Here is a 6,526-nt window from a genome sequence, read left to right as displayed (position 1 = left end):
TCCTCGCCGTCCCCGCCCTGGTCGGCGCGGTCGGGCTGACCATGGAGGCCGCCATCGGCACCAGCCTCCCGGTGATCGCCGTCAACGCCTCCGCCTCCCTGGTCACCCGGGGCGGCGGCGCGGCCGGACTGGACTGGGCGGTGATCGCCCCGTTCACCGCCGCCGCCGTGCTCGGCGCCTGGGACGGCAAGCGGCTCGCCGCCCGCCTCTCCGGGGCCGTCCTCCAGCGGACCTTCGCCGTCCTGCTGCTCGCCGTCGCCGCGGTGATGGGCGTGGACGCCCTGATCTGACCCCGAAGACCCCTTGTCCCCTTCTCCCCTTCCACCGCACTCGTAAGGAGCCCCCATGGCCACGCTCACCGAAATCACCCCCGCCCAGGCCCACCCCCGCCTCGCCGCCCTCACCGTCGTCGACGTCCGCACCCCGGGCGAGTACGCCGCCGGCCACGTCCCCGGCGCCCTGAACATCCCGCTCGACAAGCTCGACCAGGCCCTCCCCGCGCTGCGCACCGCCGCCGCTCGCGGCGAACTCCTCATCGTCTGCGCCTCCGGCAACCGCTCGGGCAAGGCCTGCGAGTCGCTGGCAGCGGCCGGCATCCCCGCCGCCACCCTGGTCGGCGGCACCAGCGCCTGGGCCGCCGCCGGCCACGAGGTGCAGCGGCCCGAGGGCGCCCCGGCGCGGGCGCCGTGGGCGATGGACCGGCAGGTCCGCTTCACGGCCGGCGGCCTGGTCCTGGCCGGCCTGCTCGTCGACCTCGCCCTGCCCGGCACCCGCTGGGTCTCGGCGGCGGTCGGTGCGGGCCTGGTCTTCTCGGCGGTCACCAACACCTGCGCGATGGGCAACCTGCTCTCCCGCCTCCCGCACAACCGCCCCCGCCCCGGGCAGACCCCGGACCTCGCCACCACCCTCGCCGCCCTCACCGACCCCCGCTGACCCCCGCTGACCCCACCCGCCCCGCCGCCGAGGCGGCAGCCCCACCGGCTGCCCCCGGCGGCGGAGCCGTGCCGGTCACGGGGCCTCCGCCGGTGGGCGCTGCGAGGAGGCTCGCCCGCTTCACCGCCGACCGGCAGTGCCTCCGGCCCCGGCCGCCCGCACCCCGCCGGGAGGCGACCCGACCACCGTGATCGCATCGGCCGCCATCGGCCCGAGGGACCGGAGGGCCCTTCGCGACCGCCCGGAAGGCGCCGGGTCGTTGCCCTCGCGCTCATGCCTGCTGCCCGGGCTGGGCGCGGCAGGCGCGAAGCCGGAGTCGCCCGTCCTCTCCTGCCGGCGGACCGTCGTGCCGGAGGACCGGGCCCGGGTCGCCGGGGCGCCGGCCGCTCCCGTGGGACGGCGACCCGGCAGTGCCCCCGGTGTCGGTGGTCGGCGGTAGCCTCGGGGGCTCGGACGGTGCGGCGTGGTGAGGTGGCGGTGAGCGTGGCGGACGGGTGGGTGTCCACCGGGTTGGGGTGGCGGGACGGGCGGGCCGTGCTGAGCGCGGTGCACGGGCGGCGGGTGCACGAGCGGGAGGCGGTGCCGGGCGCGGAGGTCGGCTGGCTGCTGGGCGGGCCCCGGCGGTGCATCGGGGCGTTGCTGGAGGGCCGGGACGCGCGCACGCCCTGCCCGCACCACGCCGTGATCGCGCCGGACGGTGCCGCCGTGCAGTGCGCGTCCTGCCAGAGCGTGGACCGCGGGCTGGCGCTGGCCCGCGACCAGATCCTCGACGACGGCCGCACCTACCGGCTCTACCTCGCCTGGTTCGGCGAGGGGCTGCTCAAGGTCGGGCTGACCGCCGAGCGGCGCGGCACCAGCCGGCTGCTCGAACAGGGGGCGCTCGCCTGGACGTTCGCCGCCCGGGGCGCGCTGCCCGCCGTCCGCCGCGCCGAACTGACCGTCGCCGCGTCCGGGTTGGCCCGGGAGCGGTTCAAGAGCCGGGTGAAGGTGGACCACTGGTGGGAGCACGGCGACGCCGGCCACCGCCGCGCGCTGCTCACCGACGCCCGGGTCCGGGCGCACGAGCTGCTGCGCGGGCACGGCGTGGAGCTGCTGGCGGACCACCCGGTCACGGACCACGTCGAGGTCTTCGGGCTGGCCGGTGGCGCGCCGCCCGTCTACCGGGCGGTCGACGGGCTGGCGGACGGCGCGGTGCTGGCCGGGCGGCTGCGCTCGCCGATCGGCCGGCACCTGCTGCTCGACCAGTCGGACGGCGGTGCGCCGCTGCTCCTGGACACCCGGCTGCTGACCGGCTGGACGCTCACCCCGGCGGGCGGGCGGCCGTCCTCGGGGCTGGCGCTGAGCGAGCGGGTCCGCCCGGCCGAACCGGACACCCAGGAGGCGCTGTTCTGACCCGGTGGGCCGCCGGCCCCGGCCGGTTCTCCCGGCGGAGTACCGGCGTCCTGGGCCGGCTCGCCGGCCTAGGCCAGCCTGCCGCGCAGAGCGCCCGGCCCGGAGCGGGCCCGCCGTGACACCGGCGGGCGCGACGGGCGGACGTCCCGCCGGCCGTCCGCCGGCTCCTCCGCGCCGTGCCCGCGCAGCTCGTGCGTCCGGGCGGTCGCCAGCGCGATCCGCGCCAGCAGCGGGTCCTCGCGGACGCCCGCCGCGCGCTTCGCGACCTGGCACCGGGCGCACCAGAGCGGCGAGGCGGGCCCGTCGGGATACGCCATCGCCTCCGGCGGCAGGTAGTGGCTGCCGCACTCGACGCACTCGAAGACCAACCTCATCCGACGATCACCGTCCCTGACCCGTGGCACCGACCGCAGGGCGACCAGTAGACGTGGATCTTGGGCACCATGCTTCCTTCCTCGTCCCGTTCGACTGTGGCTTCGGTCTTCTGGGTCCCCCCGGACCCGCCGCATCCGGAGCAGGCCTTGACCTCGGGCATATGCACACTCCTTTTCGGCGGGGACCACGGTAGCGCGAAATCCGGGGAGTCAGCACCGATCCTGACGAACAGTCGAAGAACGGGGCGTGCGTGCCGAACCCGCGCGCCGCACACGGGCGTTCGAGGATGCCCCGGTCCGCCGCGCCGACCCGCAGCTCAGCGTGCCACCGTGCGGAAGCCGCAGTTGCCGCTGGTGGAGTCGGGCGTGTTGCCGGTGCGCGCGGCCACCCGGTAGCGGTTGCAGTAGGAGTCGTGGCACAGGTACGAGCCGCCCCGCAGCACCCGCCGTCCGTGCCCGGCCCCCGCCGCCTCCTCCTCGCCCGGCCCGCGCGGGTCGAAGCGCGGCGAGCGGGCGTAGTACGCGGGGTCGAACCGGTCGGCGCACCACTCCCAGACGTTCCCGGCCACGTCCACCAGCCCGAAGCCGTTCGGCGGGTAGTGGCCGACCGGCGCGGTCGCGTACCAGCCGTCCTCGCCGGTCGGCAGGTCGGGGAAGCGGCCCTGCCAGATCCGGCAGCGGTGCGCGCCGTCCGGGCGCAGCTCGTCGCCCCAGGCGTAGCGGCGGCCGGCCAGCGGGCCGCGTGCGGCGTACTCCCACTCGGCCTCGGTGGGAAGTCGGCGCCCGGCCCAGTGGCAGTAGGCGAGCGCGTCCCGGTGGCTGACGTGCACCACGGGGTGGTCCCGGAGGTCCTCGGCGTCGCCGAGCGGCCCGAAGGGGTGGCGCCAGTCGGCGCCGCGCACCTCGACCCACCAGGGCGCGGCGGGGGAGCGGCCCAGCACGTCGGCGGGGCCGGCGAGGGCGAACAGGTGGAAGACGGCGGAGGAGCCGGCCCGCTCGGCGTCGGTGCGGTGGCCGGTGGCCTCGACGAAGGCGGCGAACCGGGCGGTGGTCACCGGTTCGGTGTCGATGGTGAAGGGCGCCAGCTCCACCTCGTGCACGGGCGTCTCGCCGTCCGCCGGGTAGCCCTCCCCGAAGGCGTCCCCCATCGCGAACACCCCGCCGGGCAGCGCCACTTCGGGGTGCGCGGGCGGCTGCGGCGCGGTCGGCGGCGGGGGCAGCGGGACGGGTCCGGGGCCGGCCGGGGCCGACGGCGTGCAGCAGGCGCGCGCGGCGGGGGGTTGACTCATGGGCCCAAGCTATAGCACTTTGCACCTAGGTGAGAATGCACCTAGCGAGATCCGAGGAACCGGTGAGAGCCGGGGAGAGGGCACCGGTGAAGTTCGACCACGTCCTGCTGGGCCTGCTGGCCATCCACCCGCGCAGCGGCTGGGACCTCAAGCAGTGGCTGGCGGGGGAGGGGCAGTTCGTCCGCTCCCACGCGCACCCGAGCCAGATCTACCGGTTGCTCAAGCGGATGGCCGACCAGGGCTGGGTGGTCTACGAGACCGACCCGCGCGACGGCCGCCCGGACGCCAAGGTCTACCGGCTGACCGACGCCGGCCGGGCCGAGCTGATCCGGGAGGCCCGCTCGCCCTTCGAACCGGCCAGCCGCTTCCAGGACCCGGACTTCATGGCCCGGTTCTACTTCTCCGCCCAGCTCGCACCGGAGCAGCTGATCCCGCTGATCGACACCGAGCTCGACTACCGCCGCCGCCAGGTGGCGCTCATGCGCCCCCGCGACCGCTCGCTGTCCTTCGCCGAGGGCACCCCGGAGGCGGACGTCCGGCGGCTGCGGATGATCCGCGAGCTCACCCACGAGTACGGCACCCGCGCCGTCGACACCTGGATCGACTGGCTGGAGCGGGTCCGCCGACTGCTCGCGGACGGAACCATCCCCACCACCAGCACCACCAGCCCCGAGGAGACGCCCCGGTGAAAGCCGTCATGGTCATGTTCGACAGCCTCAACCGCCGGTTCCTGCCCCCCTACGGCTGCGACTGGACCGTCGCGCCGAACTTCGCCCGCCTGGCCGCCCGCGCCGCGACCTTCGACAACTGCTACGGCGGCTCCATGCCCTGCATGCCGGCCCGCCGCGAGATGCACACCGGCCGCTACAACTTCCTGCACCGCTCCTGGGGCCCGCTGGAGCCCTTCGACGACTCCGTCCCCGACCTGCTGGGCAAGGCGGGCGTCTACACCCACCTGGTCACCGACCACCAGCACTACTGGGAGGACGGCGGCGCCACCTACCACAACCGCTACGACAGCTACGAGTTCTTCCGCGGCCAGGAGGGCGACAAGTGGAAGGGCCACGTCGCCGACCCGGACATCCCCGGGACGCTCTCCTGGCGCGACGGCCCGGCCTGGCGCCAGGACTGGGTCAACCGCCAGTACCTGGCCGACGTCGCCGACCACCCGCAGACCCGCACCTTCGACGCCGGCCTGGAGTTCATCGCCACCAACCGCGAGCAGGACCGCTGGTTCCTGCAGATCGAGTGCTTCGACCCGCACGAGCCGTTCTACTCCTACGCCGAGCACAAGAAGCACTACCCGCACGACTGGGACGGCCCGCACTTCGACTGGCCCGACTACAAGCGCGTCACCGAGAGCCCGGAGGCCGTCGAGCACGCCCGCAACGAGTACGCCGCGCTGCTCACCATGTGCGACGACTCGCTCGGCCGGGTCCTGGACGCCTTCGACGAGCACGGCCTGTGGGACGACACCCTGCTGATCGTCTGCACCGACCACGGCCTGCTGCTCGGCGAGCGCGGCTGGTGGGGCAAGAACATCCAGCCCTGGTACGACGAGAACATCCACACCCCGCTGTTCGTCTGGGACCCGCGCAGCCGGGCCACCGGACGGCGCGCCTCCCTCGTCCAGACCATCGACCTCGGGCCGACCCTGCTGGAGTACTTCGACGTCCCGCGCACCCCCGACATGCAGGGCCGACCGCTCGTCGACGCGGTCGCCTCCGACGCCCCGGTCCGCCCGCACGGCCTGTTCGGCGTCTTCGGCGGGCACGTCAGCATCACCGACGGCCGCCACGTCTACATGCGCGCCTGCAAGGACCCGTCCAACCGGCCGCTGTTCGAGCACACCCTGATGCCCACCCACATGCGCGGCCACTTCACCCCGCAGGAACTGGCCGGCGCCACCCTGGCCGGTCCGCTGCCCTTCACCAAGGGCGTGCCCGTGCTGCGGATGCCGGCCGCCTCCTGGGGCAACCCGTACGCGTTCGGGACCCTGCTGTTCGACCTGGGGAGCGACCCGGAGCAGGAGAACCCGCTGGTCGACGACGAACTGGAGCTGCGGATGGCCACGCTGCTCACCGAGGCGCTGCGCGAGGGCGACGCGCCCGCCGACCAGTTCGAACGGCTCGGCCTGCCCGCCGAGGGGCCGGTCACCGCCGAGCACCTGCTGGCGCGCGCCCAGCGGCCGCAGGCGCTCGCCGCCGGTGAGCCGCTGCCGGAGGCGGGCGACTTCGCCGACGGCCCGCGCTCGGTGCACACCCCGCTGCGCACGCTGCTGGCGGACGAGGGCGCGCGCGAGGCGGTCCTGGCGCGGCTGCCGATGCTGGCCAACCCCGGCCTCCGGGCGATGCTCGGCGGGCTCTCGCCGTTCCGGCTCGCCGCCATGGGCCCGTCCGTCCGCCCGGCGGACCTGCGCGCCCTGGCCGGCACCCTGGCCGCCCTGCCGGCCGACGCGTAGCGGCGCACGGCGCCCCTCCCCGGCGGGGGGAGGGGCGCCGCGCTCCGGGCTCTCAGCCCAGCGAACTGCGCAGGAAC

General features: G+C 75.6%; 7 protein-coding genes. 5 read left to right on the top strand and 2 right to left on the bottom strand.

The window, feature by feature from the left end; all coding sequences use genetic code 11:
- From ACFU74_RS30125 to ACFU74_RS30115, 3 genes are all read left to right on the top strand, one after another.
- The coding region (locus ACFU74_RS30125) for a TSUP family transporter (RefSeq protein ID WP_380762376.1) at positions 1-290 on the top strand (290 nt) is incomplete at its 5' end.
- A 55-nt stretch (positions 291-345) separates the two neighbouring features.
- On the top strand, positions 346-933 hold the full coding sequence (locus ACFU74_RS30120) for a rhodanese-like domain-containing protein (protein WP_380762374.1): 588 nt from the start codon (positions 346-348) through the stop codon (positions 931-933).
- Positions 934-1,416: 483 nt separating this feature from the next.
- Entirely contained in the window at positions 1,417-2,325 is a 909-nt protein-coding gene (locus ACFU74_RS30115) for a DUF2797 domain-containing protein (RefSeq protein WP_380762372.1), read from the top strand.
- A 68-nt stretch (positions 2,326-2,393) separates the two neighbouring features.
- Here ACFU74_RS30115 and ACFU74_RS30110 read toward each other — a convergent pair whose 3' ends face one another.
- Both ACFU74_RS30110 and ACFU74_RS30105 read right to left on the bottom strand, forming a co-directional pair.
- Positions 2,394-2,699, bottom strand: a complete 306-nt coding sequence (locus tag ACFU74_RS30110) for a hypothetical protein (RefSeq protein WP_380762370.1) — start codon at positions 2,697-2,699, stop codon at positions 2,394-2,396.
- A 317-nt stretch (positions 2,700-3,016) separates the two neighbouring features.
- Positions 3,017-3,988 carry a formylglycine-generating enzyme family protein gene (locus ACFU74_RS30105; RefSeq protein ID WP_380762368.1) on the bottom strand — a complete coding sequence of 324 codons (972 nt, stop codon included), beginning with the start codon at positions 3,986-3,988 and terminating at the stop codon, positions 3,017-3,019.
- 86 nt (positions 3,989-4,074) lie between these two features.
- Here ACFU74_RS30105 and ACFU74_RS30100 point away from each other — a divergent pair, with 86 nt between their 5' ends.
- Positions 4,075-4,677 carry a PadR family transcriptional regulator gene (locus tag ACFU74_RS30100; RefSeq protein ID WP_380762366.1) on the top strand — a complete coding sequence of 201 codons (603 nt, stop codon included), beginning with the start codon at positions 4,075-4,077 and terminating at the stop codon, positions 4,675-4,677.
- Positions 4,674-6,449, top strand: a complete 1,776-nt coding sequence (locus tag ACFU74_RS30095) for a sulfatase (protein WP_380762364.1) — start codon at positions 4,674-4,676, stop codon at positions 6,447-6,449. Before ACFU74_RS30100 ends, ACFU74_RS30095 begins: the two co-directional genes overlap by 4 nt.
- The last annotated feature ends 77 nt before the right edge of the window (positions 6,450-6,526 follow it).

The sequence above is a fragment of the Kitasatospora sp. NPDC057500 genome, assembly GCF_042802195.1.
GTDB lineage: Bacteria > Actinomycetota > Actinomycetes > Streptomycetales > Streptomycetaceae > Kitasatospora.
This window is presented reverse-complemented; position numbering and strand designations above follow the sequence as displayed.